Source organism: Catenulispora sp. MAP12-49 (assembly GCF_041262705.1).
In the GTDB taxonomy this organism is placed as follows: domain Bacteria; phylum Actinomycetota; class Actinomycetes; order Streptomycetales; family Catenulisporaceae; genus Catenulispora.
Genome location: NZ_JBGCCP010000004.1, coordinates 216,160 through 239,552 on the forward strand (window position 1 = coordinate 216,160; position 23,393 = coordinate 239,552).

Consider the following 23,393-nt stretch of genomic DNA (forward strand, 5'->3'; position numbering starts at 1 on the left):
GAAATGACCGAGCAGCAGGCCATCGGCGGCACGCGGTACCGCAAGAGCAGCTACTCCGGAGCGAACAACAACAACTGCGTGGAGGTCGCGATCGAGGTGGCGGCCACGCTGAGCGTGTGCGTCCGCGACACCAAGGACGCGGCCCGGACCACGCTTCGCTTCACCGCCGCGGAGTGGGAGGCGTTCATCGCGGGGGTGAAGGACGGCGAGTTCGATCTCGCCTGATATCAGGGTGCTGGAACAAGCCGGAGCGGGCGTCCAGTGCGGGGCGCCGGCTCCGGCACCGGTCATGCCGGTCGGGTTCGCGGCAACGGCTCACCTCCGTTTCCCTTGCTGGACTTCTTGGACTTCCCGGACGTGCCGGCCGAGTCCGCCGAGCCCGCCAGGAACGCGCGCGAGTCCCCCACACCCAATGCCCTGGCCCGCGCGTGTTCGAAGGCGGCCCGGTAGCGGCCGACCTCCTCGGCCGTCTCCGTGAAGTACTCCCGGTCGAGCAGTTCGAGCTGGACCACGTCCGGCTCGCCGCCGCGCGGGGAGAAGATGTGGAATCCGTGCCCTGATGCCCGCGAGGGGCCTGCTGGGAAGGGCAGGATCCCGATCCGGATCCCCGGCGCCGCGGACAGCCGCAGCAGCCGCTCGTACTGCTCGCGCATCACGGCCGCGTCCCCCACCGGTCGGCGCAGCGCGGCCTCGTCCAGGACCACGTCCACCAGCGGCGCCTCCGGCCGGTCCAGGATCCGCTGCCGCAGGATCCTGAGATCGACCCGCCGCCGCACCGCCTCCGGTCGCTGGTCGGTGACCGTGGTCATCAGCTCCCAGGCGTACCGCTCGGTCTGCACCAGACCGGGGACGAGGTTCGGCTGGTGGACCCGGATCACCCGGGCCTCGTCCTCCAGGATCAGCTGACGCTCGAAGGAGGGGTCCACCAGATCGCCGTAGGGGAGCCACCAGGTGCCCGAGCCGGCCTGTCGCACCAGGTCCAGCACCTCTTCGCGCCGCTGGTCGGCGATCCCGTAGAAATCCAGGAGCGCCCGCGCCTCGGCCGTGCGCAACGCGGCCTGGCCGTTCTCCACCCGGTCGGCCATCTCCACCGGCCAGTCGAGATGGCCCGCGGCCTCCTCGAGCGTCCGGCAGGCCCGCCGGCGCAGCCGGGCCAGCGCCGCGCCGAGCTGACGCCTGCCGGCTATGGCCGGCGCGTCCTCCGTGGCCATGCGTCCCTCCCGTTCCCCACCGGGTAGCGCGGGCCCGCGCCGACGACCGGCGGTGAGCCCCAGGGCGCCCATGATGCAGGTTGCTGAGCGGAATTTGCAATCAGAGAAGCCCCGTCAGGAACGGCGCCATCAAGACGCCACGTGCGAGCAGAGCAGCGCCACGGATCCGCCACGGCAGGGTCATTTCCCCTTGCATTCCTGGGGGTTTCACCGGCCAGGATCAGGCGTCCGGGCGCGCGCGAGACTCAAATCTGCAAATTGCTGTCTGCAAGCAGCATTTGGTATGGTGATGTTCGACTATTGAGAAGGTGGGTGGACTCGGAGCCATGGCAGGCGGCAGAAGCCCGGTGATGAGACGGCGGCGGCTGGCAGCCGAGCTGCAGCGGCTCCGGCTCGCCTCGGGGCGCACCCTGGAAGAGGTGGCCGCCTATCTGGAGTGCTCGCCGGCGAAGGTCAGCCGGATCGAGAACGGCCAGGTCGCCGTCCGGATCCAGGACGCGCGCGAGCTTCTGGAGCTCTACCGGGTCGACGGGGACCGGCGCGAGGACCTGCTGCAGATGGTCCGGCAGGCCCGGGGCCGCGGTTGGTGGTCGGACCACGCCGACGTCCTGGAACCCGGGGCGGAGACGTTGCTCAGCCTGGAGGACGAGGCGGCAGGGGTCTTCATCTACGAGACGAACCTCGTGACCGCGCTGCTGCAGACGCCGCGGTACGCCTTCGAGCTGTTCTCGTCCTGGACCGATGTCCCGCTGGACCGGATCCGCCGCCAGGTCGAGGTGACCGAGGAACGCCAGCGAGTGCTGGAGCGCGCGAACGCCCCGGAGTTGAGCGTGGTGCTGGACGAGTCCTGTCTGCACCGCGTCCTGGGCGGCGCGGAGGTCATGCGCGAGCAGTACCAGCGGCTGGTCTCCGTGGCCGGCCGGCCCGGGGTCGATCTGCGGATCCTGCCCTTCGCCGCCGGTCCGCACCAGGCGATGGGGTTCGGGTTCCACATCTTCCAGTTCACCGGCGACGACCCGGCGATCGTCCACATCGAGCGGCTCTACGCCGCCGACTTCCTGGAGGGCGCCGAGGAGGTCGGGCGGTATCAGGCGGCTTTCCACCAGGCGCGGGAGCGAGCCCTGTCGCCGGAGCGTTCTTTGGCGCTCCTGGAAGGGCTCGCCGCCGGGGTGGACGCCGAGCCCGCCTAGAAGGGCATGTGGGCTCAGACCGGCACGTGCGCTCCCATGATCACGCACCGGTCGGCCGGCAGCCCGAAGTAGTCCACCGGGCTGGCCGCGTTGTGCGCGATGGTCAGGAACAGCCGCTTGCGCCAGGACCGCATCCCCTTCGCGCCGGTCCGCACGATCGCGATCCGGGACAGGAAGTAGGACACCTCGTCCGGGTCGATCCCGGCGATCTCGCCGGCGTCGGGGTGCGCGACGGCCTGGCGCAGGATGCGCGGCACGTCCGGCTCGTCCTGGAAGCCCAGGCGCGCGGTGAGGTGCAGGATGCCGTCGTCGCTGTGGCCGAGGTCGTCGAAGACCAGGCGCTCGGCGGCCGGGATGTGCGGGACCTTCTCCACCATCATCGACAAGATGACGACGGTCTTGTGCAGCGTGTGGTTGTGCTCGACGTTGGCGCGCAGGGCCAGCGGCGTGGTCTCGATGTTGGCGTTGAGGAACACCGCCACGCCGTCCACGCGGTGGATCGGCGGCTGCAGCGCGTCCACCTCGTCCACGAAGGGCCGCAGCGGCCCCTCCAGGGCCGTGCGGTTCGGCGTGACGATCGTCCGGCCCCGCCGCCAGGTGCTCAGCACGGTGAAGACGAAGGTCGCGACCAGCAGCGGCAGCCAGCCGCCGTGCACCACCTTGGTGAGGTTGGCGGCGAAGAACGCGGTCTCGCTGGTCAGGAAGACCACGGCGCCCACGGCGATCTTCCAGGACGCGACGCCCTTCAGGACGCGGGCCACGGCCAGGAACAGGATCGTGTTGAGCATGAAGGTCGCGGTCACGGCCACGCCGTAGGCCGAGGCCAGCGAGGCCGAGGAGCCGAAGCCGACCACCAGGACGGTGACCGAGCAGCACAGGAACCAGTTCACGACCGGCACGTACACCTGGCCGATCTCGTGCTCGGAGGTGTGCCGGATCGTCATGTGCGGCAGGAAGCCCAGCTGCATCGCCTGCCGGGTCACGCTGAACGCGCCGGAGATGACGGCCTGCGAGGCGATGACGGTGGCGATGGTCGCCAGGATCACCATCGGGAACTGCGCCCAGCTCGGCATCAGCAGGAAGAAGGGGTTGGAGACGGTGTCCGGCCGGCGCAGGATCAGCGAGCCCTGACCCAGGTAGTTCAGCGTCAGCGCGGGGAAGACGAGGTAGAACCAGGCCCGGTGGATGGGCTTGCGCCCGAAGTGGCCCATGTCGGCGTACAGCGCCTCGGCGCCGGTCACCGCCAGCACCACCGAGGCCAGCGCGATGAACGCCACCACCCCGTGGTGCACCATGAACTGCGCGCCGTAGCTGGGAGACAGGGCCTTGATGATACTCGGATGCGCCGCGATCTCCCCGGCCCCGGCCACCCCGATGATCAGGAACCACACCGTCATCACCGGCCCGAACAACCCGCCGACCAGCGCCGTCCCGAACTTCTGGATCGCGAACAGCCCGATGACGATGACCACGGTCAGCGGCACGACGTAGTCCTTCAGCCCCGGTGCCGAGACCTTGAGCCCCTCCACCGCCGACAGCACGGAGATCGCCGGCGTGATCATCCCGTCCCCGTAGAACAGCGACGCCCCGAGTATGCCGAATGCGACCAGCAGTACCTTCGCCCTGGCCGACCGGAAGTCCAGCTTCTGGATCAGTGCGGTCAGGGCCATGATCCCGCCCTCGCCGTCGTTGTCGGTCCGCAGGATGAAGCTCACGTACTTGATCGACACGATGAGCGTGATCGCCCAGAAGATCAGCGACACCACCCCGTAGACCTGGTCCGCCGAGGTCCCCACAGCCTTGTTGTCAGCGGTGAACACGGTCTGCATCGCGTAGAGCGGACTGGTCCCGATGTCCCCGAACACGACCCCGAGCGCGCCGAGCATGAGCGCGGCCGCGCCGGCCTTGCCGGCGGTGCGGTGTCCGGCGGCCTGATCGGCTTCCGTGGCGGTGGGCGAGGCGTTCCCCGTGGCGTCAACGATCACGAGTCAGTGATCCTGACAGGTGTGCGGGGTGTGAGCAAGGGGAGGTCAACTATGTGGGACTCGTTGGTGAGGAAGGACACGGAGGGTGTGAGTTTTCCTCACGGGGCGACGGTGAAGACGACGTGTTTCGATGCGGTGAGCGCGTACGCTCCCGTCGGTGATGAAGCGCTCCGCCCGCCGCCGCACCCAGGCCGCCGCCGAAGCCCTGCTGCCCGGGCTGCCCGGCGAGAACCTGGGCCTGCCGGCCCGGGACGTGAGCCGGCTGGCGCAGGCCGTCCTGGCGCGGGCGGGGGCGGCGTTGAGTCCGGCCGAACAGGATGAGCTGTCCCAGGCCGTCGCGGCCAGCGCCGACCGATTCCTGAGCCACCTGTCCCGGCGATCGACCGCCGAGCTGTGGGACAGCTTCGCAGTCCCCTGGGACTACGCCGACCTGCTGGCTCGCGTCCGGTCCGGCCGATACGCCGCCGCGCTGATGGACGACGCGCTGTGGGCGCTCGACCAGACCGTCGCGATGTTCAGCTCGGCGCCACCCCGCTCGGCCGCCGCGGCGCGGAAAGCAGCGCGGGTCCAGGTGTCCGCGCGCGAGAGTGTCCGGTTGTCCGGGGAAACTCCCTAGGCCGCGTCGGCCTGGACCCGCCTCGCTTCGCCTACGGCTGCTCACTCCAGTTCTCGCTGCTGCTCCCGTTGCACGTGTAGATCTCAGTGTCCGCATAGTTCGCCGTCGAGGCCCCGTACACGCTCAAGCACTTGCCCGACTGTGCGCCGACGATCGTCCCCGAGGCGTTCACCACTGAGCAGCCGCATAGCCGCGAAGATGTCGCAGAGCAGCCGCTTACCGCGGCGTGGCGCGCGCCGCCAGCAGCGCGATGTCGTCCTCGACCGCCGCCGGGGCGACCAGGCGCAGCGCGTCGTCGAGCAGGTCCTCCAGCCCGCCGCCGGCCGGGAGCGGCAACGAGGCCAGCCGGGCCAGCGAGACGTCGATGTCCTCGCCGCGCCGCTCCACCAGGCCGTCGGTGTAGATCAGCAGCACCTGGTCCGGCCGCAGGTCGACGATCACCTGCTCGTATCCGCCCACGCCGGTCCCCAGCGGCGGCCCGGTCGGCAGCCCGACCAGCTCGGTGGGACGGTCGGCGGCGAACAGCGCCGGCGGCAGGTGCCCGGCGTTCGCGAACGTCCAGCGCCCCCGGTTCGGGTCGGCGACGCCGAGCAGGCAGGTCGCCGGACGGGCCGTGTCGTCCTTGGAGATCAGGTTGTCCAGATGCCGCAGGATCCCGTGCGGCGGCAGGTCCATGCCGCCGGCGTCGCGGATCGCCGAGCGGTAGATGCTCATGTCGACCGCGGCCTCGACCCCGTGTCCCATGACGTCGCCCATGACCAGCAGCGTCCGGCCGAACGGCAGCCGCACGATCTCGTACCAGTCGCCGCCGACCAGCGCGCGGTTGCCGGAGGGCAGATAGCGCGCGGCGACCTCCAGGTTGGAGTGCGGACGGCCCGGTTCGACCAGCAGCGCACGCTGCAGCTCCAGGGTCACGCTCTGGGAGTCGGCGTACTGCCGGGCGTTCTCGACGCTGACCGCCGCCCGGTCGGCGAGATCCCGGATCAGGACCGCGTCGTCGTCGCTGAACCCCTCGCGGCCGCGCCCGCGCGCCAGCGTCATCACCCCGACCAGCCGTCCGCGCGCGCTCAGCGGCACGGCCAGGACCGAGTCGACGCCGGCCATCCGGTAGGCAGCCAGGATCTCCGGGCTCGCAGCCTGGTCCTCCAGCTCCGCATCGGACAGCCGGTTGGCCATGACCAGCCAGCCCGCGGCCAGACTGCGCGCGACGGCGGAGTCGGCACCGGGCCGCACCGAGGCGCCGGGCATGGCCAGCGTGCCGAGCCGGCGGCGCAGTTCCGGCGCGCAGGCCAGTGCGGCCCGGCGCATGCGCGGAGCCTCTGGCGCACCGCCCTTGCCGCGGTCGCCGACCTCGTACGGCAGTACCTCGACGATGGTCAGGTCCGCCATCGCCGGCACCGTGAGCTCGGCCAGCTCGATACAGGTGATGTCCACGTCGAGCGTGGTGCCGATGCGTTCAGCCGCCGCGCCCTGCATCGCCAGCCGGCGGCGCGCCTGGTCCAGCCGCCGCTGGTCCGGCGTCGCGGGCCCGGTCACGGCGGCCACCACCCCGGCGATCCGGCCGTCGACCTCCAGCCGCCGGTAGCGGACGTGCCAGCCGGTCCCGGTGGCGGTGACGAGCCCGGCCTCGGCGGTGGCACTGGCACCGGCGTTATTGGCGCCGTCAGAACCGTCGCGCGCACCGTCGTGCGCACCGTCCCGCGGGTTCCCCTCGAGCAGGACGCGCCTGATGGCCGGCAGGTCGGCGGCGAACGGCGTCGCGGCGGCCGGCCGGTTCAGGATCTGGGCCGCGTCCAGGCCGGTCGCGGAGAGGAAGGCCGCATTGGTGTACACCCAGCGCAGTTCGGCGTTGAGCAGACCCATCCCGATCGGGGCCTCGGCCAGGATGCCGACCAGCAGCTCGGTGCTCAGCGAGGCGACGGTGCCGCGGGCAGCGTCGGCGTGCGCGTCTCGTGCCTCGTTCCGCGAGTGCCCGTCGTCCATGTCCATCTATCGGGATCATCACCTGATCGGTTGCTTAATCGTAGGTGATTGTTCGACCCGAGGCGATGGTGCGGATGAATTCGCAGGTCAAGCAGTTGCGATATCCCGGCCGGGCATCGGTTCGGCCAGATCAGCCCAGTTGCCGCAGGGCGAGCTTCGTGGCGTCGGCGATCAGGGCGTCGGCGGAGGTCGCGTCCTTGCCGTCGCGGTCGGAGAGCACCGCGATCACGATCGGCGCGCGGTGCGGCGGCCACAGGACGGCGATGTCGTTGCGCGTGCCGTAGTCGCCGTTGCCGGTCTTGTCGCCGACCGTCCAGCCGGCCGGGACGCCGGCCCGGATGTAGGGGCCGCCGGTGGTGTTCGCGGTGAGCCAGGAGGTCAACAGCGTGCGCCGCTGCGGGGTGAGGGTGTCGCCGAGCACGTATGCGCGCAGGTCCTCGGCGAGCGCGCGCGGGGTGCTGGTGTCGCGCACGTCGCCGGGCACGGCGGAGTTGACGGTCGGCTCGGTGCGGTCGGCGCTGGTGGTCGGGTCGTTCAGGGCCCGCAGCGCGGACTGCAGGCCCGCCGGGCCGCCGAGCTGGTTGAACATCAGGTTCAGCGCGGTGTTGTCGCTGACCTCGATCGCGGCGGTCATCACCGCCGTGAGCGTCATGCCGCCGTTCACGTGCTGCCCGGTGACCGGGGAGTAGTCGACGAGGTCGGAGACGCTGTAGGTGATGGTCTGGGCCAGCTGCGCGTCGCTGTCACGGTGCAGGATCTCGGCGGCGGCCAGGGCTTTGACCGTCGAGCAGAACGCGAACCGGTTGTCTGCTTGGAACGCGACCGAGCGGCCGGAACCGGTGTCCAGGGCGTAGAGGCCCAGTTGTGCGTGATAGCGGGATTCGAGGTCTGCGAAGGCCGCCGAATCGCTGCCGGAGCTCGACGGAGCGGTCGTCGCGGACGCGGACGCGGATGCGGTCGCCGCCGCCGGTGCCGATGTGGCCGTGCTGCTGCTCGTCGGTGTCGCTGCCGCAGCGTGCGAAGCCGTGGAACACCCGCCGAGCGCCGCGGCCGCCACGCCGAACGAGGCCGCGATCGGGACCGTGCGGGCAAGGATCCGCTCCGTGAATGTGCTCATGCACGCCACCCTGGCCGGGAATGATCCATCCGGTCAAAGACCCGGATGCCATGTTCCATGCTGTTCCGGCATACGATCTGATCCCGTGGACCTCGTCAGCGCCTGCCGCATCTTCACCAGCGTGGCCGAGCGTGGCAGCTTCACCCTCGGCGCCGCCGCCGAGGGCATCCCGCAGTCCGTCGCCAGCCGCCGCGTGGCCGCGTTGGAGAAACACTTCCGGCAGCCGCTGTTCGACCGCACGGCGCGCCGGGCCGTGCTCACCGTCTTCGGCCAGGACATGCTGGCGCCGGCGAAACGGCTCGTGCAGTACGCCGAAGCGCTCGAACACCACGCCGCCGAGGCCAAGCTGCGGCCGCTGACCCTGGCCGTGCCGGAGACCTGCGGTGTGCGGGACCTGGCGTTGCTGGACGCCGCGGCGCGGGAGGTGGACGTGGCCCTGGACATCCGGTGTGCGGGCCCGGAGCAGCGCGCGGCCTGGATGCGGGACAAGGCGGTGCGCGCCGCTGTGCAGGCGGTGCCGCCGACGGAGGCGGTCTGGGTCGTCCCGCTCGGGCTCGCGCGGCCGCCGGCGCCGGGTCGGCACGAGGGTTCGCCAGGTTCGCAGGGTTCTGTTTCGCCACCGCCACCGCCATGGCCGTCGCCGTCGCCGCCTCGGCCGATGCGGCTGGAATCGCTGCGGCCGTCGCGGACCGAACCGGCGTTGCGCCGCGTCTGGATCCAGCCCGAGGACGACGTCCCCTACGTGCGCGACGTGCTCCAGCGCGCCGGGCACCGTGCGGCGTTGCTGCCGGCACAGATCTCGGTCGCGGCCTCGCTGGTCACGGCGGTCGGAGCCGCTTTGCGCACCGACGATTTCGTGCTCGCCTCCGCCGGCCAGGCTCATGAACTCGGCCTGCTCTGGCGGCCGATCGCCGAGGCGCCGGTCGCGCGGGGTTACAGCGTCGTCTCGGACATCGGCGAGGATGCCTTGCTGGTCCAGACGCTTCTCGGCGCCCTGTTGGCGCGGGCGTTGGGGGCCGCCGATGCGTGACAGAAGTCTGATCGCGGATTGCCGCGAGAGGTTGGCGGAAGCCGGCTTGTCAGGGTCCTTCCTTGTGCGGAATCTGGACACCGGCCAGGAGATCGCCGTCGATGCCGACGTCATCTACCCGATCGCCTCGGTGGTCAAGGTGCCGTTGGCGATCGCCGTGCTGGAAGCGATCCGGGGCGGACGGCTCGACGGCGCGCGGATGCTCGAGCTCGTCCCGGATCCCGGCAAGCCGCCCCCGCCGATCGGCGTCGGCCGCTTCCTGCACCCGGCCCGCGTCGCGATCGAGGATCTGATCTACCTCGCCATCGCGATCAGCGACAACGCCGCCGCCGACGCGCTGTTCGGGCTGGTGCCGCCGAGCGAGGTGGACCGTACCCTGGCCGAGGCCGGGATCGGCGGCATCGCGGTGCGGCATCCGATGCGCGACCTGCTCGGCGTCTTCGGCGGCGAACCCGGGCTGGCGCACACGCTGGCGATGGGCGCGCGCACTCCCGGCGGCGGCCATCCCCTCGCGCATCTGGACCTCACCCGCGCCAACACCGGTACCGCGCGGGCGCTCGCCGACCTGTTGCAGGAGTTGTGGCGCCCGACCGCGATCCATCCGCGGGTCGCCGCTCGGGTGAGAGCCCTGATGAGCGATGGGATCCTTCAGCGCCGTCTCGGGCCCGACTTCATCTCGGACGCCACCTCGTGGGCCTCCAAGTCCGGGACCCTGCTGAACCTGCGGCACGACGCGGGCGTCGTCGAGCACGAAGACGGCCAGACGTACGCGGTCGTCGCGATGACCGAATCGACAGTGCCGGCGGTGGCGCAGCCCGCGGTGGACGCGCTCATCGGCCGGATCGCCCGCGCGCTGCACGACCACCTGCGCGACCCCTAGGAGAGGCAGAGGATCCCGATGTCAGTCCGCTACCAGCTGGTGATCGACTGCGCCGACCCCGACCGGCAGGCCCGTTTCTGGGCCGCGGCCCTGCGCTACGTGCTCGCCCCTGCGCCGGCCGGCTTCGCCACGTGGAACGACTACTACCGCGACCTCGGCCTGCCGGAGGACGAGCTGCCCGAGGGCGCCGACCGGATCAGCGACCCGGCCGGCGAGGGCCCGGCGATCTGGTTCAACGCGGTCGCCGAGGCGAAGGCGGTGAAGAACCGGATGCACATCGACATCCATGCCGGCGGCGAGCGATCGGATCCGTTCGAGGAGCGCAAGCGGCGGGTGGATGCCGAGGCGCGGCGGCTGGTGGGCCTGGGCGCGACGCAGACGGTGGTCATGCAGCAGGACGGGCTCGACCACTACGCGGTCGGGATGAAGGACCCCGAGGGCAACGAGTTCGACATCAACTGATGGTCGCGGCCCCCAACTCCCGCGCCGCGGCGGCCAGCGTCTCGCGGAAGTCGGTCGAGTACGACCGCCGCGTCCACTGCGCCAGCCGCGTGCGCCGAGGCAGCACGGCGTGCATGTCGCCCAGCATGCGGTCGATGTTCCCCAGCGAGCGGGGCAGGACCACCGTGCCGCTCGCGTACTTGCCGCGCATGCGTGCCTTGCGCGCCGCGAGGTCCGCGCGGACCTGGGCCTGGCGCGCCGGGAGCGGGGGCAGGGTCAGGGAGCCTGCCAGGAGGGCTGCTGTCCAGGTCGCCCCGACCTCGGCGCTCAGGGAGCTGACCAGCGAGGTGTTGTAGCCGGCGAAGGTCAGGTTCGGGATGTGGTGGGGCAGGACGTTGCGGAACAGTTCGAAGTCGCCGTCCGGGTTCTGCGCGGTGAGCGTCTGGTCCAGGAACGGCACGCTCTGCTCGAAGCCGGTGGCGGCGACGATCAGGTCGGCGGGCAGCTCCGTGCCGTCGTCCAGCACGGCCTGCGGGCCGTCCTGGCCGCGTAACTCGGCGATGGAACGGTCGCGGCGTATGGCGATCGCCCCGGAGCGCACCGCGTCGAAGAAGCCGTCGGTGGCAAGGCTCGCACTGCTGGAGGCGATGTCCTCGAAGCGGCCGGGCGGGATCAGGCCCAGGGCGGCCAGGCCCTGCTGCTTGACCGTCGCCCGGCTCAGGACGCCGAACACCGGGCCGAAGCGCCGCGGGTTGGCGAACAGCACCTCGCCGAGGCGGGTGATCGCCACGTCCTCGAAGTGCTTGCCCAGCAGGATCTTGGGGCCCTTCCACAGCAGCCGGCGCGGCACCATCGTGACCGACTCCGCGACCGTGGCCAGCGCCATCGCGGTGTCGCAGGCCGACTTGCCGTAGCCGACGACCACCACGTGCCGGCCGCGTCCGTCGTCCAGGCCGAGCCGCTGCGACGGGGCCTTGACCACGCCGCCGGCATCGGCGTGCGCCGCCCGCCCCGGCCACTCGGGCACCATCGGGCGGGAGAACACGCCGTTCGCGATCACCAGATGCGCCGCCTCGACGTGCTCCCCGGAGTCCAGGGACACGTCCCAACCGGCGGCGGTGGGCTTGGCCAGCGCGACCCCGGTCCCCAGCCGCAGGTTCGCGCCGAAGCCGAAGCGGTCGACATAGCCGCGCAGATAGGAGTGCCACTGCGCCGCACTCGGGTAGTCCGGCCACGAATCGGGCGCGGGATGGTCGGAGAACTCGTAGGTCATCCGGGTGTTCTGTGTGGTCAGGCCAGGGTAGTGCCGCGTGGGACTCCACACGCCGCCCACCTCCGGCTCGCAGTCGAACGTGGCGACCTCGTGCCCCACTGCCGTGAGCACCTTGGTCGCGGCCAGCCCGGCGATTCCCGCTCCGATGACGGCGATCTGCATGCGCAAAGTGTCACAGAAGGCTGATCCGCTGGATAGATGTCGGGAGGTGCCGCCCGGGGAGGTACCCCTGAGCAGCGCAAAGCCGACCGCGCAGGCCTTACCGCACGGCTGGACCCGGGTTTAGCATGGAAAGGACTGTAGGCATTAGGACGAGAACAGCGCATGGCGCAGTCACACGGTCTGTCCTGCGCGGATCGGTCGGCGCGATGTCTGTCGGTGAGCATGACCAGAGCCAGGATCAGAGGCAGGACCAGAGCCAGGACCAGAGGCAGGACCAGAGCCAGGACCAGAGCCAGGACCAGAGCCAGGACGAGCCCCCCGACCTGGACCAGGACCAGGACCAGCTCGACCGCATCTGCCTGCACAACCTCCTGTCCAGCTCCGCCGACACCATCTACTTCAAGGACCGCCGGTCCCGCTTCATCCGCGTCAGCCGCAGCCAGGCCGACCTCACCGGGGCCGCCGATCCGGCCGAGATGATCGGCAGGACCGACTTCGACTACTTCACCGAGCAGCACGCCCGGGTCGCGCAGCGGGACGAGGAGGAGATCATCCGGACCGGGGTGCCGATGTTCGACATCCGCGAGGCGATCACGCTGCCGCACGGCTCCGAGCACGTCTTCAGCTGTAGCAAGCAGCCGTTGCGGGACTTCGACGGGATGATCATCGGCACCTTCGGCATCTCCCGTGACATCACCGCGCGCACCACCACCGAGGCGCAGCTGCGGGCCAAGACCGCCGAGCTGGACCGGATCGGCACCGAGTTGCGGGCTCTGATCGAGTCCAGTCCCGATCCGATGTGCCGCTTCGACCGGCAGCTGCGCTACACCTACGCCAACCCCGCGGCGCTGCGGGCGGCCGGTGTGCCGGAGAACGAGCTGGTCGGGCGCACCAACCGGGAGGCCGGGCACCCCCTGGAGTTCGTGCAGGAGTGGGAGCAGACGCTGCGGCGGGTGCTGCGTACCGGCGTCGGCGACGAGGTGGAGCACGACCTCGTCCTGGGCGGCACGCGCCGCTTCTTCCACACCCGCCTGGTGCCCGAGCGGGATGCCAGTGGGGCCGTGGTGAGCGTCCTGACCGTCAGCCACGATCTGACCGACCGCAAGCGCATCGAGGACGCCCTGGCCGACCAGGCCGTGACCGACCCGCTGACCCGCCTGCCCAACCGCACGCTGCTCGTCGACCGCATCGAGGCGGCCCTGGCCCGGATGCGCGCCGACGCCGACCGCCTGGCCGTGCTGTTCCTGGACCTGGACCGCTTCAAGGTGGTCAACGACAGCCTCGGCCACGCCGCCGGCGACGCGCTGCTCGTGGCCACCGCCGCCCGCCTGCGCAGCGCGGTGAGCGGCGAGGGCGACCTGGTCGCCCGCTTCGGCGGCGACGAGTTCGTGATCCTGTGCGAGCACGTCCAGGGCCGCAAGGACGCCGCGGCGGTGGCCCGGCGGGTGTCCCGGGCCCTGGCCGCCCCCTTCGACAGCGACGGCCAGCCGATCCACATCAGCGCCAGCATCGGGATCACCGTGACCTCCGACCCGATGACGACGGCCGACGCGCTGCTGCGGGACGCCGACGCGGCCATGTTCCGGGTCAAGGCGCGCAACCACGGATCGGGCAGCTATGTCTTCTTCGACGACAGCGTCCGCGAGGAAGCGGTCTCCCGGCTGTGGCTGGAGAGCGAACTGCGCCGCGCCATCGACAAGCAGGAGTTCCGCCTCGTCTACGAACCCGTGTACGACCTGCGCAACCGGCGGATCACCGGCATGGAGGCGCTGATCCGCTGGCAGCACCCCGAGCGCGGCCTGTTGCCCCCGTCCACCTTCATCGCCATCGCAGAGGACTGTGACCTCATCGTGCCCATCGGCCGCTGGGTCCTGCACGAGGCGTGCGGGCAGATGGCGGTCTGGAACGCGCGCCGCGGTCCCGGCCGGCCGCCGCTGACCATGGCCGTGAACCTGTCCCCGCGCCAGCTCAACGACGAAGGGCTGGTCGCCGAGGTCGCCGGCGCGCTGAACCGCAGCGGGCTCAAGCCGGAGCAGCTGTGGCTGGAGGTCACCGAGACCGCCGTGCACGAGGCGCCGCGGTTCGCCCAGGCGGTGCTGTCCCAGGTCTCCGACCTCGGCGTGCGCATCGCGCTCGACGACTTCGGCACCGGCTACTCCTCGCTGGGCCACCTGCGGCGCATCCCCGCCGACGCGCTGAAGATCGACCGCGCCTTCGTCAACGGGCTGGAGCACGAGGGCGGCGACTCGGCGATCGTCACCGCGGTCATCACCATGGCCCACGCCCTCGGCATGATCACGGTCGGCGAGGGCATCGAGAGCGACGCGCAGTACGACGCCCTGCGCGCGCTCGGCTGCGACCAGGGCCAGGGCTACCTGTTCGCCGAGCCGGTCTTCGCCGGGGCGTTCGAGGCGCTGCACCTATGATCGCGGAATGCGCTTCGCCTTCTTCGACCTCGACGACACGCTGGTGGACGCGAAGGCCGCGCTGCGCGCCTGGTCCGTGGACTTCGCCGCCGAGTACGTCACGGGCGTCATGGGCATCCCGGGCAACCCGGGCAGCCCAGATGCCGCCGCCGACGTGTACGAGCGCGTCGCTGCCGCCTCGAACTGGCGGGACTTCGTCGCCGACGCGCGCGGACGGTACGGCATAACGGCGTCGGACGGGCAGCTCATGGAACACGTCGCCGCGGTGTTCCCGGGCAAATTCGTGCTGGAGCAGCAGGTGCGAAGCGGGTTGGCGGACCTGCGCGGGGACGGCTGGCGGCTCGGCGTGGTCACGAACGGTTCCACGCTGGTCCAGCAGGCCAAGGTGGACAGCGTGGGCCTGCGCCCGCACGTCGACGCCGTCGTCGACTCCGAGGCCGCCGGCCACCGCAAGCCGGACCGGCGCATCTTCGAGATCGCGGCCGGCGAACTCGGGGTGGAGCTCGGGCCGCGCGGCTGGATGGTCGGCGACCGGCTGGACAAGGACATCGCCGGGGGAGCGGCCGCCGGGCTGCGGACCATCTGGATCTCCCAGGGCGAGCCGCTGCCCGCGGGGTTCGCGGCGCCGACGCACATCGTCGCGACGATCACGGAGGCTTTCGCGATCGTGCGGGCCTCGGAAGCCTAGTCGGTGTAGGGCCCTAGTCGGTGTAGCCGGCGGGAGCCTCGATGTCCTCGGTCGTGTGCACCGCGGCGGTCAGCAGGGCCCGCAGCCCCTCAGCCGCGGTCGCGGCCGGAAGCGAGTCCAGCGCCGGGACGTGGACGAACCCGCCGCGGATCTCGGGGAGCTCGGTGGCGATGAGGTGCATGAGGCCGTAGAACACGTGGTTGCAGACGAACGTGCCGGCTGTGTAGGACAACGACGCGGGCACTCCCGCTTCCTGAACCGCGGCCGTGCAAGCCTTCACCGGCAGCGAGGAGAAGTAGGCCGTCGGCCCGTCGGCGACCACCGGGGTGCCGTGCCGGGAAACCCCGGCGTTGTCGGGGATACGGGCCTCGTCGAGGTTGATCGCGACGCGCTCGAGCGTGATGTCCGTCCGCCCGCCGGCCTGCCCGACACAGACCACCAGCTCCGGCCCGGTCTCCCGGATCACGTCCGCCAGCTGCTCCGGCGCGCGCCCGAAGACGCAGTCCAGCTGCATCACGCTCAGCTCGACGCCGTCCGGCGGCTGCTGCCCGACCAGCCGGACCGCTTCCCAGGACGCGTTGACCTCGTCGCCGCCGAAGGGCTCGAAACCGGTGAGCAGGACACGGGACACGGGGTTCTCCACTTTCTGGTCGGCAAAGATTTCTGATCGGCAGAGATTTCTGATCGGCAAGGATTTCTGGTTGGCAGAGATCAGTCGGCGGCGGTCTCCAGCACCCCGACCAGCGTCCGCAGCTGCTCGACGTCCAGCGGGGCCATCGGACCGGGATCGGCGGTGAGCGCCCGCCAGAACGTCTCGCGCAGCCGCAGCCCCTCGGGCGTCAGGACCAGGGCCTTGACGCGCCGGTCGCCGGCATCGGGGCGGCGCTCGACGGCACCGCGCCGCTCCAGGCGGTCCACCAGGCTGCTCAGGTTGGAGGTGTCGTAGTCCAGGCTGACCGCCAGCGCGCGCATCGGCTGCGGGCGGCTGGGCTCCAGCAGGAGCAGGACCTTGATCTGCGCGTTGGACAGGCCGACGGCCGCGGCGTGCCGGGTCCAGTGCTGCCGCAGGCGCTCGGCGAGGCCGAGCAGGGCGAGGTCGGCCGCGAGGACTAAGCGCTGGTGCTCGGTCTCCGGTTCGGGCAGTTCGGCGGGCAGGTGCATCGGGGCCACTGTAGCGCGAGTGGGGGTTCTCTATAGTGGTGGTGTATCACTATTTTTCCTGCGGGCCAATTCCGGTCAAACCATCCCGAGAGATCCGATGACGGCGCAAGATCCGGTGATCGAGGAGTCCGCGCGAACGGCGGCATGGTCGGCGGCCGCCTGGCCGGTCTGCCGATCCTGCTGCTGACCACGCGGCGAGCGTCAAGGTACTGACCGGCGAGGAGCGCGAGGCGGCCTATCAGCGCTTCGCCGCCATGGCCCCGCAAGTCGAGCTCTATCAGGCCAGGACGACGCGCCGTTTTCCGGTGATCGCGCTGGAGCCCGCCCTGGTGGCGCCGGGTTGTTAGCACGGTGTTAGGCCCCTTAGAGGCGCGCTTGGAAGGCTGGACGGCAGGTGGCACATCGGCGGCCAACCGTCGGCTCCGACATCTGTGAGGGGGAACGATGTCCACGACCAAGCCAGGCCCGGCCAGCGGTGCGATCAGCGCCTGGGACACCGGGTGGGGGAACTGATCATGTGCCGGCCGTCGCGGCCGTGGGGGCCGCGGCGGCCGCGGCCGTTCAGCACGCTCCCGTCCAGCCGGTCGCCGACGCATCACGGCGATCTGACCGGCGGAAATGCTCTTCCGGGGCGGACCTCTCCGCCCCGCTCGGACGCCCTCTCATGGGCCGCCGGACCCCGCGCCACTGGGCGCCGGGGCCCCGGTCGTGCTACCCCTGGATCATGAGGAGCGGACGGTCGCGGGCGCCCGGCGGCGTCGGGATCGGCCCTCGGCGGCATCGAGAGCATGAGGAAGCATCATGAGTACCCTGACAGACCGCCTCGACGGCCTGCTCTTCTTCCCGGTCACCCCGTTCAGCGCGGATCGGGGCCGCGTCGACCTCGACGCGTTCGCCGCCCACCTGGAGAGCCGGCTGGCGCTGCTGGACCCGGAGCGTCCCGGGCTCTCGGCGGTGTTCGCGGCGTGCGGGACCGGGGAGTTCTCGGCCCTGGAGCTGCGCGAGTATGCCGATGTGCTGCGGGTCGCGGTGCAGGTCACGGCGGGGCGGGTGCCGGTGTTCGGGGGCGTCGGGTACGGCTCGGCGCTCGCCGCGTCCTTCACCGCCGGCGCCGAGCAGGCCGGGGTCGACGGCCTGCTGGTGCTGCCGCCCTACCTGGTGGCCGGCAGCCAGCAGGGGCTGCTGGACCACTACCGGACCATCGCCGCCCGCACCGATCTGGACCTCATCGTCTACCAGCGCGACAACGTCACCTTCGCCCCGGAGACCGTCGCGGACCTGGCCGAGGTGCCGAACATCATCGGCTTCAAGGACGGCAAGGGCGACCTGGACCTCATGCAGCGCATCGTCTCGGCGGTCCGCATGCGGCACGGCGCCGACCGCCTGCTGTTCCTCAACGGCCTGCCCACCGCTGAGCTCACGCAGCTCGCCTACCGCGGGATCGGCGTCCCGCTGTACTCCTCGGCGGTGTTCTGCTTCGCCCCGGACATCGCGCTGGCGTTCTACCACGCCCTGCGCGACGGCGACGGGGCGCTCGCCGACGCGCTGATCGACCGCTTCTACAAGCCGCTGGTCGAGCTGCGGAACAAGGGTGTCGGCTACGCGGTGTCGCTGGTGAAGAGCGCCGTACGGCTGGACGGCCTGGACGCCGGGCCGGTGCGCGCGCCGCTGACCGAGCCGGAGCCGGACCACCTGGCGCAGCTGGAGAAGCTGATCGCCGACGGCCGCGCGGTGCTGGCCGAGCACAAGGTGGGAGGTACGGCGTGAGCACCGGGCCGGGGCCGATCGTCACCGGCGTCGACATCACCCCGGTGGCGATCGCCGACCCGCCGCTGCTGAACGCCTCCGGCGTCCACGAGCCGTTCCAGCTCCGCTCGATCATCCAGGTCCGCACCGACGCCGGCATCACCGGCGTCTCCGAGGCCTACGGCGACGACACCACGCTCGCCCAGCTGCGCCAGGCCGCCGCGACGCTGCCCGGCCTGGACGTCTTCCACCTCAACGAGCTCACCCGCCGCGTGGCCGGGGCCCTGGCCTCGGCGTCGGCCTCCTCGCCGACCGAGCTGATCGGCGCCGCCAGCGCGGACAAGACAGTCGCGCAGGCGGTCTCGGCGTTCGAGGTTGCGTGCTTCGACATCCAGGGCAAGGCGACCGGCCGCCGCGTCGTGGACCTGCTCGGCGGCCCGGTCCGCGACCGGGTCGACTTCAGCGCCTACCTGTTCTACAAGTGGGCCGAGCACCCGGGCGACTTCCCCGCTGACGACTGGGGCGAGGCGCTGGATCCGGACGGGATCGTGGCGCAGGCCCGCCGCATGGTGGAGCGGTACGGATTCAAGTCGCTGAAGCTCAAGGGTGGTGTCTTCGCGCCCGAGGAGGAAGTCGCGGCCGTCAAGGCTCTGCGACGCGAATTCCCCGATCGCCCGGTGCGCTTGGACCCGAACGCGAACTGGTCGGTGGAGACCAGCCATCGCGTTGCGGCGGCGCTGGAGGGCGAACTGGAGTACCTGGAGGACCCCACTGCCGGGATCCCCGGCATGGCCGAGGTCGCGGCCAAGACCTCCCTGCCGCTGGCGACCAACATGTGCGTCACCGGGTTCGCCGAGATCCCCGAGGCGGTGCGCCTCGGCGCGGTCCAGGTGATCCTGTCCGACCACCACTTCTGGGGCGGCTTCCGGGCCACGCAGAACCTGGCGGCGATGTGCCAGACCTTCGGCCTCGGGCTGTCGATGCACTCGAACACGCATCTGGGGATCAGCCTCGCGGCGATGACGCACCTGGCCGCCGCCACGCCGAACCTGACCTACGCGCTGGACACGCACTCGCCGTGGAAGACCGAGGAGGTCATCGCCGGCGGCCCGCTGCGGTTCGCCGACGGCGCGCTGGCCGTCCCCGACGGCCCCGGGCTCGGCGTCGAGATCGACCCCGACGCCCTGGCCCGGTTGCACGAGCAGTATCTGACCTGCGGATTCCGCAAGCGCGACGACGCGACGTGGATGCGCCGCGTGCAGCCGGAGTTCAGCGGGAAGCGGCCGAGGTTCTGATGGCCGCGGGGACCTTCGATGCCGGGATCTACGTGTACCCCTGGGACGTGGTCGGGGACCCGGCGGCGGCCGAGCGGGTGGCGGGCCTGGGAGTGGGATATGCCACTGTCGCAGCGTTCTACCACGCCACCCGCGCGCTGACTCCCCGGCATCCGGGGCACCGGGTGGTCGTCGCCGAACGCAGCGCCGCGTATCTGCCGGTCGGACCGGCGTGGTCGCACCTGCTGCCGGAGCCGAGTTTCGCAGCGTCCTTCCATGCCACACCCCGGCCCCGGGTGAGCCTGGCCAACACCGGGGTCGACATGGCGACGCTGCCGACCGGGACCACCGGCGTCGTGGTCAACTGCTGGAACGGCAGCGCGGCGCCGGTCGAAGCCTCGGTCGAAGCCATGGGCGAGGTGGTGCCTGGCAGGGGGCACGGCGTGCAGGTATACGCCGGGCTGCTCGGGATCCGCGGCATGGGCGGCGACCCCGAAGGGCTGGCGCGGGTCATCGCCGATGTCCGAGCGGCCGGAGCCGCGGGCGTCCGGATCTACCACGCCGGATTCGCCGGCGCCGACGACCTGACCGCGATCGGGAAGGCACTGGCAGATGCCTGAGGACCTGGGCCGGATGCTCATCACCGGCGCCGCCGGGGGAGTGGGGACCTTCCTGCGCACCGGACTGGCCGAGCTCGGATGGCGGCTGCGGTGCCTGGACCTGCGCGTGCCGGACGATCCCGGCCCCGGCGACGTCGAGTGGGTGGTCGGCGACATCACCGACCCGGCGACCATCGAGGCGGCGATGGCCGACGTCGACGTGGTGATCCACCTGGCGGCGATTCCCGTCGAGGACCGCTTCGAGGCGATCCTGCACGCCAACATCGACGGCACGTATCAGGCCTTTGATGCAGCTGTGCGCGCGGGGGTACCGCGATTCCTCTACGCCAGCAGCAATCACGCCGTCGGGTACTACGAACGAGCGGACTTCCGTGATCGGCGCATCGGCATGGACGCGCGGCCCCGGCCCGACACGTTCTACGGCGTTTCGAAGGTCTTCGGCGAGACGCTCGGCTCCTTCTACCACGACCGCCACGGGCTTCGGGTGGCCTGCGTGCGGATCGGCGCCTGCTACACCCGGCCCCGCACCCGCCGGATGCTCGACACCTGGCTGAGTCCGGGCGACGCGGTGCGGCTGTTCCATGCGCTGGCCACGGCGCCGGATCTGGGCTACGAGATCGTCTATGGCGTCTCGGCGAACCGCACGGCGTGGGGGAACCCGGAGCCCGCGCGGCGGCTCGGCTTTGAAGCGCAGGACGACTCCTCGGTCTACGCCGACCGGTTCGCCGACGAGCCGATCGACCCCGACGATCCCGAAGTGCGTTACCTGGGCGGCGATTTCACCATCGCGACTCCCGGGGCGCGCTGAGCGTTCTCCATTTATCAGGACCCGAAAATCAAGACTCGATGACTCAATAATCAAGACTCGATGATCAGGACTCGGCCATAGCCCGTAGCAGTTCCGCGGCGCGCGCCAGGACGGCCCGGTCCTCCTGACTGAGCGCGCTCAGCTGCTCGTCGAGCCACGCGGTGCGGTGGGCGTGTGTGGCGCCGGCGATGGTGTCGCCCTCGGGGGTCGTGAGGAACAGGACCTTGCGGCCGTCGTGCGGGTCGGGGGTGCGGACCGCGTAGCCGCCGGAGGTGAGCCGGTTCACGGTCTGGCTCATCGAGGCCGCGGAGACGCGGGCGCGCTCGCTGAGCTCGGTGAGCGTCGCCGGGCCGTGCTTGTGCAGGTGGGTCAGCACGTCCATCGCCGCGTCGCCGAGGGCTCCCTCCGGGCGCATCCCGCGGAAACGGCGGTACAGGCCGCCGACCGCCGCTCGCAGTTGGACGCTGAGCTCGGTCTCCGTAGCGGAGGCTTTCCGGCCCTCGCTTGCTTCCTTGTCCATGGCTCTTTAATATACCTAAAGAAGTTGGATCGAGTAAGGAGCCGAAGCCGTGCCCGCAAACCCCCTCGGTGTCGCACTGCGCAACCGGCGTGCCGGCCAGCACACCCTCGTCTGGGCCCGCGCCGACCTGCAGGCCGCGGAGAACTTCGTCCTGACCAGCCCCGCCTTCGAGCACGGGGAGCCGATCCCGGCGGCGCATCGCGGCCGGCTGTTCGGCGCGAACGTCTCCCCGGCGTTGGAGTGGACGCAGCCGCCGGCCGGCGCCGTCGAACTCGCGCTCGTCGTGCAGGATCCGGACGTCCCCTTCGGCAAGCCGGCCGTCCACGCGCTGGCCCTGGGCATCGACCCGGCGCGCGACGGCCTGCCGGAGAACGCCCTCGCCAACCCGAGTCCGATCGCGGGCCTGCGGCACGGCAAGGGCCCGCTCGGCCGCCGTGGCTACGCCGGGCCGATGCCGATCCGCTCGCACGGGCCGCATGCGTACGTGTTCCAGCTTTTCGCCCTCGATCAGGCCACGACGCTGCCGGCTGGGTTCGCGCTCAAGGACGCGCTCGCGGTTGTCGCAGGCAATGTCATCGGGCGGGCTCGGCTTGATGGGACCTACGAGGCCCGGTAGGTTCCGCGCGTCACAGCATCACAGCGTCACAGCGCGACGGCCGCCCGCGCTTCAACGCCGGCATCGGCCCTATCGGTGACCCTGTAGGCCAGACCTGAGGTCTCCCAGGCCGCCTCGATCATGCGGAACACCTCGTCCACCGCCGCTTCGGGGTCGTCCGCTTCGCGTGCCACGGAGAAGGCGTCGATCACGAACCTCGCGATCGCTTGGCAGGCCGTCGTGGTCTGCGTGTTCTGCGTGCTCTGTAGGAGGCCCCGGTCGGCGGCGATGGCTGTCGCCAGTGAGCGGGCATGCCGCAGCCGCATCGCGTCCTCGTACTGCTTCAGCGCCGGCGATTCCTCGATCATCTGCCACAACGGGGCGGCGCCGTCGGCCGTGCAGTGCCGCACCATCGCGTGGATCTCGTGGCGGAGCGCCGGGATGAGCGGCGCGTCCGGCTCGCGGTCGGTGACCGCCTTCACCAGGCGCTGCTCGAAGTCCTCGTCCTGCTCGAAGACCAGGGCCTCCTTCGAGCTGAAGTGCGCGAACAGCGTGGTCACGGCCACGTCCGCCTCCGCCGCGACCTCGCGGATGCCCACCGCGTCGTAGCCGCGTTCGGCGAACAGGCGCAGGGCGGTGTCGGCGATCTTCTGGCGGGTGGCGGCCTTCTTGCGCTCGCGGCGTCCCGGCTGCTCGGTCATGGCGTAACACTAGCAGGTTCGAAATCACAACGGTTTCGAAACGCTAACCGTTAGTGCTACGGTCTGCGGCATGAAGAAGATGAACTTCGCCGAGTTCGGCGGTCCCGACGTCCTGCACCTCATCGACACCGAGGAGCCCCACGCCGGCCCCGGCCAGGTGCGCATCGCGGTCCGGGCCGCCGGCGTGAACCCCGTCGACTGGAGGATCCGCGAGGGCCAGAAGCTGAGCGCGCACCCGCTGCGGCTGCCCTCCGGCGTCGGCCTGGACGCGTCAGGGGTGGTGGACGAGATCGGAGAGGGCGTCGCGGGGTTCGCCATCGGCGACCGCGTGTTCGGCGAGGGCGTGGACACCTACGCGGAGTTCGCAGTCCTCACGGCCTGGGCCCACATACCCGACGGCCTGTCGTACGAGGAAGCGGCCGGCTACCCCTCAGTGGTCGAGACCGCGCTGCGCATCATCGGCCAAGTAGGCGTCCAGCCCGGCCAGACCCTGCTGGTCAGCGGCGCCGCCGGCGGCGTGGGATCCGCCGTGCTCCAGGTGGCCCGCGACCGCGGCATCACCGTCATCGGCACGGCCGGCGCGGCGAACCAGGACTATCTCCGCACCCTCGGCGCCCTGCCCACCACCTACGGCCCCGGCTGGGTCGAGCGCGTGCGCGCCCTCGGCAAGGTCGACGCGGCACTCGACCTCGCGGGCTCCGGCGTCATCGGCGAACTCGTGGAGCTGACGGGGGACGCGAACAAGGTCGTCTCGATCGCCGACCTGAGCGCGCCGGACTTCGGCGTCCGCTTCTCGGGCGCGGCCGGCAGCGTCACGGAGGCACTCACCGAGGCCGCATCCCTGATAGCGCAAGGGAAACTGCACATCCCGGTCGACAAGTCCTACCCGCTGGCCGAGGCCGCGAAGGCGCACATCGACAGTCAGGCGGGCCACACGCGCGGGCGGCGGGTGATCCTTATCTAGGC

General features: G+C 71.2%; 23 protein-coding genes. 14 read left to right on the top strand and 9 right to left on the bottom strand.

Going from position 1 to position 23,393, the window contains the following annotated elements; all coding sequences use genetic code 11:
- Window positions 1-3: 3 nt before the first annotated feature.
- A complete protein-coding gene (locus ABIA35_RS11060) occupies window positions 4-225 on the top strand; it encodes a DUF397 domain-containing protein (protein WP_370334259.1) in 222 nt (73 codons plus the stop codon).
- A 62-nt stretch (window positions 226-287) separates the two neighbouring features.
- Here the strand turns inward: ABIA35_RS11060 and ABIA35_RS11065 are convergent, their stop codons facing one another.
- Window positions 288-1,211, bottom strand: coding sequence for a DUF5753 domain-containing protein (locus ABIA35_RS11065; RefSeq protein WP_370357763.1), 924 nt, complete (start codon window positions 1,209-1,211; stop codon window positions 288-290).
- 326 nt (window positions 1,212-1,537) lie between these two features.
- Here ABIA35_RS11065 and ABIA35_RS11070 point away from each other — a divergent pair, with 326 nt between their 5' ends.
- Entirely contained in the window at window positions 1,538-2,401 is an 864-nt protein-coding gene (locus ABIA35_RS11070) for a helix-turn-helix domain-containing protein (RefSeq protein ID WP_370357764.1), read from the top strand.
- 14 nt (window positions 2,402-2,415) lie between these two features.
- Here ABIA35_RS11070 and ABIA35_RS11075 read toward each other — a convergent pair whose 3' ends face one another.
- Window positions 2,416-4,386 (bottom strand): potassium transporter Kup, encoded by a 1,971-nt coding sequence (locus ABIA35_RS11075; RefSeq protein ID WP_370334262.1) that lies wholly within the window; start codon window positions 4,384-4,386, stop codon window positions 2,416-2,418.
- A gap of 157 nt (window positions 4,387-4,543) precedes the next feature.
- Here ABIA35_RS11075 and ABIA35_RS11080 point away from each other — a divergent pair, with 157 nt between their 5' ends.
- Complete coding sequence (locus tag ABIA35_RS11080) at window positions 4,544-5,002, top strand: hypothetical protein (protein ID WP_370357765.1); 459 nt, start codon at window positions 4,544-4,546, stop codon at window positions 5,000-5,002.
- Window positions 5,003-5,218: 216 nt separating this feature from the next.
- On the opposite strand, the gene ABIA35_RS11085 is transcribed toward ABIA35_RS11080, so the two are convergent.
- Together ABIA35_RS11085 and bla are read right to left on the bottom strand one after the other, a co-directional pair.
- Entirely contained in the window at window positions 5,219-6,991 is a 1,773-nt protein-coding gene (locus ABIA35_RS11085; RefSeq protein ID WP_370357766.1) for a PP2C family protein-serine/threonine phosphatase, read from the bottom strand.
- A 124-nt stretch (window positions 6,992-7,115) separates the two neighbouring features.
- Window positions 7,116-8,102 carry a class A beta-lactamase gene (gene bla / locus ABIA35_RS11090; RefSeq protein WP_370357767.1) on the bottom strand — a complete coding sequence of 329 codons (987 nt, stop codon included), beginning with the start codon at window positions 8,100-8,102 and terminating at the stop codon, window positions 7,116-7,118.
- A gap of 85 nt (window positions 8,103-8,187) precedes the next feature.
- On the opposite strand from bla, the gene ABIA35_RS11095 reads away from it, so the two are divergent.
- The 3 genes from ABIA35_RS11095 (at window position 8,188) to ABIA35_RS11105 (ending at window position 10,474) form a co-directional block, all read left to right on the top strand.
- Window positions 8,188-9,132, top strand: a complete 945-nt coding sequence (locus ABIA35_RS11095) for a LysR family transcriptional regulator (RefSeq protein ID WP_370357768.1) — start codon at window positions 8,188-8,190, stop codon at window positions 9,130-9,132.
- 64 nt (window positions 9,133-9,196) lie between these two features.
- Entirely contained in the window at window positions 9,197-10,012 is an 816-nt protein-coding gene (locus tag ABIA35_RS11100; protein ID WP_370357769.1) for a serine hydrolase, read from the top strand.
- A gap of 18 nt (window positions 10,013-10,030) precedes the next feature.
- Complete coding sequence (locus ABIA35_RS11105) at window positions 10,031-10,474, top strand: VOC family protein (RefSeq protein WP_370357770.1); 444 nt, start codon at window positions 10,031-10,033, stop codon at window positions 10,472-10,474.
- On the opposite strand, the gene ABIA35_RS11110 is transcribed toward ABIA35_RS11105, so the two are convergent.
- Window positions 10,467-11,888 (bottom strand): flavin-containing monooxygenase, encoded by a 1,422-nt coding sequence (locus ABIA35_RS11110; RefSeq protein ID WP_370334269.1) that lies wholly within the window; start codon window positions 11,886-11,888, stop codon window positions 10,467-10,469. The genes ABIA35_RS11105 and ABIA35_RS11110 overlap by 8 nt on opposite strands.
- A 206-nt stretch (window positions 11,889-12,094) precedes the next feature.
- Here ABIA35_RS11110 and ABIA35_RS11115 point away from each other — a divergent pair, with 206 nt between their 5' ends.
- On the top strand, window positions 12,095-14,314 hold the full coding sequence (locus tag ABIA35_RS11115; RefSeq protein ID WP_370357771.1) for a putative bifunctional diguanylate cyclase/phosphodiesterase: 2,220 nt from the start codon (window positions 12,095-12,097) through the stop codon (window positions 14,312-14,314).
- A gap of 7 nt (window positions 14,315-14,321) precedes the next feature.
- Window positions 14,322-15,002, top strand: a complete 681-nt coding sequence (locus ABIA35_RS11120; RefSeq protein ID WP_370357772.1) for an HAD family hydrolase — start codon at window positions 14,322-14,324, stop codon at window positions 15,000-15,002.
- A 13-nt stretch (window positions 15,003-15,015) separates the two neighbouring features.
- Here the strand turns inward: ABIA35_RS11120 and pcp are convergent, their stop codons facing one another.
- On the bottom strand, window positions 15,016-15,633 hold the full coding sequence (pcp, locus tag ABIA35_RS11125; RefSeq protein ID WP_370334272.1) for a pyroglutamyl-peptidase I: 618 nt from the start codon (window positions 15,631-15,633) through the stop codon (window positions 15,016-15,018).
- An 80-nt stretch (window positions 15,634-15,713) separates the two neighbouring features.
- A complete protein-coding gene (locus ABIA35_RS11130) occupies window positions 15,714-16,163 on the bottom strand; it encodes a MarR family winged helix-turn-helix transcriptional regulator (protein ID WP_370357773.1) in 450 nt (149 codons plus the stop codon).
- A gap of 801 nt (window positions 16,164-16,964) precedes the next feature.
- On the opposite strand from ABIA35_RS11130, the gene ABIA35_RS11135 reads away from it, so the two are divergent.
- The 4 genes from ABIA35_RS11135 to ABIA35_RS11150 are packed head-to-tail and all read left to right on the top strand — an operon-like array spanning window position 16,965 to window position 20,611.
- A complete protein-coding gene (locus tag ABIA35_RS11135) occupies window positions 16,965-17,930 on the top strand; it encodes a 5-dehydro-4-deoxyglucarate dehydratase (protein ID WP_370357774.1) in 966 nt (321 codons plus the stop codon).
- A complete protein-coding gene (locus ABIA35_RS11140) occupies window positions 17,927-19,204 on the top strand; it encodes a glucarate dehydratase family protein (protein WP_370334274.1) in 1,278 nt (425 codons plus the stop codon). Before ABIA35_RS11135 ends, ABIA35_RS11140 begins: the two co-directional genes overlap by 4 nt.
- On the top strand, window positions 19,204-19,803 hold the full coding sequence (locus ABIA35_RS11145; RefSeq protein WP_370357775.1) for a hypothetical protein: 600 nt from the start codon (window positions 19,204-19,206) through the stop codon (window positions 19,801-19,803). The genes ABIA35_RS11140 and ABIA35_RS11145 overlap by 1 nt, the downstream gene beginning before the upstream one ends.
- On the top strand, window positions 19,796-20,611 hold the full coding sequence (locus ABIA35_RS11150) for an NAD-dependent epimerase/dehydratase family protein (RefSeq protein ID WP_370334276.1): 816 nt from the start codon (window positions 19,796-19,798) through the stop codon (window positions 20,609-20,611). Before ABIA35_RS11145 ends, ABIA35_RS11150 begins: the two co-directional genes overlap by 8 nt.
- Window positions 20,612-20,675: 64 nt before the next feature.
- On the opposite strand, the gene ABIA35_RS11155 is transcribed toward ABIA35_RS11150, so the two are convergent.
- Window positions 20,676-21,131: a MarR family winged helix-turn-helix transcriptional regulator gene (locus tag ABIA35_RS11155; RefSeq protein WP_370357776.1), complete on the bottom strand. Its 456-nt coding sequence runs from the start codon at window positions 21,129-21,131 to the stop codon at window positions 20,676-20,678.
- A 49-nt stretch (window positions 21,132-21,180) separates the two neighbouring features.
- On the opposite strand from ABIA35_RS11155, the gene ABIA35_RS11160 reads away from it, so the two are divergent.
- Complete coding sequence (locus ABIA35_RS11160; RefSeq protein WP_370357777.1) at window positions 21,181-21,747, top strand: YbhB/YbcL family Raf kinase inhibitor-like protein; 567 nt, start codon at window positions 21,181-21,183, stop codon at window positions 21,745-21,747.
- Between the two features lie 26 nt (window positions 21,748-21,773).
- Here ABIA35_RS11160 and ABIA35_RS11165 read toward each other — a convergent pair whose 3' ends face one another.
- Complete coding sequence (locus tag ABIA35_RS11165) at window positions 21,774-22,427, bottom strand: TetR/AcrR family transcriptional regulator (RefSeq protein WP_370357778.1); 654 nt, start codon at window positions 22,425-22,427, stop codon at window positions 21,774-21,776.
- A gap of 70 nt (window positions 22,428-22,497) precedes the next feature.
- Here ABIA35_RS11165 and ABIA35_RS11170 point away from each other — a divergent pair, with 70 nt between their 5' ends.
- Window positions 22,498-23,391, top strand: a complete 894-nt coding sequence (locus ABIA35_RS11170; RefSeq protein ID WP_370357779.1) for an NADP-dependent oxidoreductase — start codon at window positions 22,498-22,500, stop codon at window positions 23,389-23,391.
- The last annotated feature ends 2 nt before the right edge of the window (window positions 23,392-23,393 follow it).